Origin of the sequence: Sphingorhabdus sp., assembly GCF_023910635.1 — a bacterium.
In the GTDB taxonomy this organism is placed as follows: domain Bacteria; phylum Pseudomonadota; class Alphaproteobacteria; order Sphingomonadales; family Sphingomonadaceae; genus Sphingorhabdus_B.
In genome coordinates this window covers 139,477-142,504 of the sequence record NZ_JAAVVZ010000004.1, presented here as the reverse complement: position 1 = coordinate 142,504, position 3,028 = coordinate 139,477, and the positions used below count along the sequence as shown (strand labels likewise).

Here is a 3,028-nt window from a genome sequence, read left to right as displayed (position 1 = left end):
AGGATCAAAAATGGCTAGATTTTTAAACACTTTGTCGATCGCTGCTATCGCCGTTAGCTTGTTGGTTTCCGGACCTGTAGAGGCTGCGCGCCCAAAAAAGGCTGTCAGCCCTGCTGTGACCGCACCTGCCAGTCCGGCGACACCCGCGACACCTGCCGCAGCGCCAGTCGAGTGGGAACTTAAGAATACGTTCGGAAAGTGGGAATTGCTTTGTAATAAAGGAAACGCATCGGATTGCCGCGCGGTACAGACCCAGAATTATTCCGATGACACGACCAAGGGGCGCCTGTTGCAGGCCCTGCTCGCTGCCGATCAGGGGCGGACATTTGCCGTTCTGACTCTGCCGTTTGGCGTTGATCTGCGCGCGGGCACCGTAATTAAGATTGATGAAGGCGTCGAAGTTAAGGCTGCGTACACAACTTGTTTGCCCGATGGATGCCAGTCGGTTGTTGAACTTGATGAAAATCTTCAAGGCCAACTTATTGCAGGTAAAATCATGAAGGTTGGCTTCCGCCCTTGGGGTGGGGACGAAAAGACCCTCGTGGTCGAAGTTCCCTTGGAAGGTATTAAGGAAGCGCTTGTTGCCATCAAAAAATAACCGAGGCTGCGAGTGGTCAAATTATACCCGCCACTCTTAATGATGAGAGCAAATACTGGGCTATTATTGAAATTAATTGACACTATTTGTACTAATTATTCGACCTATAAACTCGGCACCGGTCAAGTGTAGTTGCATTTTTATCCGGTGCTTATCCGGATGAAAATTTTTTCTGCGTGGCTTTGCTGGGTAAAAAAACAAAAATACTGGCGCGCCCTACAGGAGTCGAACCTGTGGCCTCAAGATTAGAAGTCTCGCGCTCTATCCAGCTGAGCTAAGGGCGCGCGCTGGTTTGCGCAATAACGGCTTTGCGCGCGAACGCAAAGCTGCTTATGTCGATTCATGCACGACGACCTTATCATTGATGAAAGCGCCAGCGCAGTTATCGGCCGCCAGTTTCGCTATTATGACTTCGTTATGGCGGCATTTGTCGCCATTTTGTTGCTCTCGAACGTCATTGGGGCGGCCAAACCTGCGGCGCTGACAATATCGGGCGAGCAATGGATTTTTGGTGCTGGAATATTGTTTTTCCCGTTGGGCTACGTCATTGGTGATGTCCTGACGGAAGTCTACGGCTATGCGCGCGCGCGCCGTGTCATCTGGGTTGGCTTTGCAGCGCTGCTCTTCATGGCGTTTATGAGTTGGGTTGTTGTGACCCTGCCGCCTGCACCCGGTTGGGAAGGGCAGGCGGCATATGAAAGCGTCTTCGGTCAAGTTTGGCGGATCGTTATTGCATCAATCACGGCTTTTTGGGCGGGTGAGTTCGTAAACAGCTATGTGATGGCGCGCATGAAGATTTGGACCGCAGGAAAGCATTTATGGACGCGCACCATTGGTTCAACGATTGTCGGTCAGGGCATCGATAGCCTCATTTTTTATCCGCTCGCCTTTTGGGGGGTGTGGAGCAACGAGCAGGTTATAAGCGTTATGGTTACCAACTGGCTGTTGAAAGTGGGCTGGGAAGTTGTGCTTACGCCCGTCACTTATGGTGTTGTTGGTTGGCTGAAGCGCAAAGAGGGCGTCGAAATATTCGACAAGGGTACGAATTTTTCACCCTTCAAAACAAAAGTTTAGGACTTCATGCAGGACCGTTTACAGCTTCTGGCCGAGCATTGGGTCAGCCATAAAATCTGGCTGATCGAAACAGTTGGCCTGACCAATGATGCGATGCATGTTCATGGGTCGCTTTTGATCTTATGCGTGTCGGCCCTGGTGTTGCGGCGGCGACCCGACAGCCCGTGGTGCTGGTTAATCGTATGTATCGCCGAGTTGTTTAACGAATATGCCGATTTGCGGGGGGCTGCAGCCGGAGAGGCTACCATAGATGCAGCCCTGCATGATGTTTACAACACGATGTTTTGGCCGACTATGCTCTTGATATTGGGGCGTGCTTTATTTCCGCGAAAGAAAGCGTCGCCTGTCAGCCCAGCAGCAATATCAAGCGATCTGCCGCACCAGCCCCTCGAACAAGCGACGTCCGTCTGACCCGCCATGCACGGCTTCGGTCATGCGTTCGGGGTGCGGCATCATGCCCAACACATTTCCGGCAGCATTAAGCACGCCAGCGATATTGCGGGCCGAACCATTTACGTTTTCGGCGTAACGGAAGGCAACACGGCCTTCGCCCTCAAGCCTATCAAGCGTCTGAGTGTCAGCGAAATAATTGCCGTCATGATGCGCAACGGGAATTCGGACCTGCTCACCGGCGGAATAGCCGCTGGTAAAAACAGAGCGATTATTTTCGACCGTTAGCCCAACCGTGCGGCACACGAAGCGGATCCCGGCATTGCGCATGAGCGCGCCGGGCAACAGACCAGCCTCTGTCAAAATTTGAAAGCCATTGCATACACCCAGAACGGGGACCCCGCGTTCTGCAGCCTTAATGACCGCCTGCATAACCGGAGAGCGCGCAGCCATGGCACCGGAGCGCAGATAGTCGCCATAAGAAAAGCCGCCGGGAATAGCGATCAGATCAAGCCCATCAGGCAATTCGCCAGCGCGGTGCCAGACCAAAGTTGTTTCGGCACCGGTAATGTCGCGAATGGCGACGGCCATGTCACGATCACAATTAGAACCCGGAAATTGGATGACCGCTGCGCGCATCAGGCCTGCTCAATCTCGAAATTCTCAATAACCATATTGGCCAGCAACTTGGTGCACATCATTTCCAGGTCAGCCTTTGACACGCCCGGTTCATGCTCGATTTCGATCAGGCGTCCGGCCCGCACGTCATGAACGCCCGAAAAACCTAAGCCCTCTATGGCGTGATGGATGGCTTTTCCTTGTGGGTCGAGAACACCGTTTTTCAATGTTACAAAAATGCGCGTTTTCATACGACCCGTCCAATTGCCAGTTTCCGTTTCTATAGATGCCGCCACGTGCGATTCAAGCGTAAGCTAACGCCAATCGCATTTTAACGCGGTTTGGAAA

The 3,028-nt window shown here is 52.7% G+C and carries 5 protein-coding genes and 1 tRNA gene; 3 read left to right on the top strand and 3 right to left on the bottom strand.

Annotated elements, in window-relative coordinates; all coding sequences use genetic code 11:
* The first annotated feature begins 10 nt into the window (after positions 1–10).
* Positions 11–598, top strand: coding sequence for an invasion associated locus B family protein (locus tag HEQ34_RS03640; protein WP_296197527.1), 588 nt, complete (start codon positions 11–13; stop codon positions 596–598).
* 207 nt (positions 599–805) lie between these two features.
* Here the strand turns inward: HEQ34_RS03640 and HEQ34_RS03635 are convergent.
* Positions 806–882 (bottom strand) — tRNA-Arg (locus tag HEQ34_RS03635).
* Positions 883–940: 58 nt separating this feature from the next.
* Between HEQ34_RS03635 and HEQ34_RS03630 the strand changes: the two genes are divergently transcribed.
* Entirely contained in the window at positions 941–1,672 is a 732-nt protein-coding gene (locus HEQ34_RS03630) for a queuosine precursor transporter (RefSeq protein WP_296197524.1), read from the top strand.
* A gap of 6 nt (positions 1,673–1,678) precedes the next feature.
* Entirely contained in the window at positions 1,679–2,083 is a 405-nt protein-coding gene (locus HEQ34_RS03625; RefSeq protein ID WP_296197522.1) for a hypothetical protein, read from the top strand.
* Here HEQ34_RS03625 and purQ read toward each other — a convergent pair.
* Together purQ and purS are read right to left on the bottom strand one after the other, a co-directional pair.
* Complete coding sequence (purQ, locus tag HEQ34_RS03620; RefSeq protein ID WP_296197519.1) at positions 2,036–2,701, bottom strand: phosphoribosylformylglycinamidine synthase subunit PurQ; 666 nt, start codon at positions 2,699–2,701, stop codon at positions 2,036–2,038. The two genes, HEQ34_RS03625 and purQ, sit on opposite strands and share 48 nt — an antisense overlap.
* On the bottom strand, positions 2,701–2,931 hold the full coding sequence (gene purS / locus HEQ34_RS03615) for a phosphoribosylformylglycinamidine synthase subunit PurS (RefSeq protein WP_296197514.1): 231 nt from the start codon (positions 2,929–2,931) through the stop codon (positions 2,701–2,703). The genes purQ and purS overlap by 1 nt, the downstream gene beginning before the upstream one ends.
* Positions 2,932–3,028 lie beyond the last annotated feature (97 nt).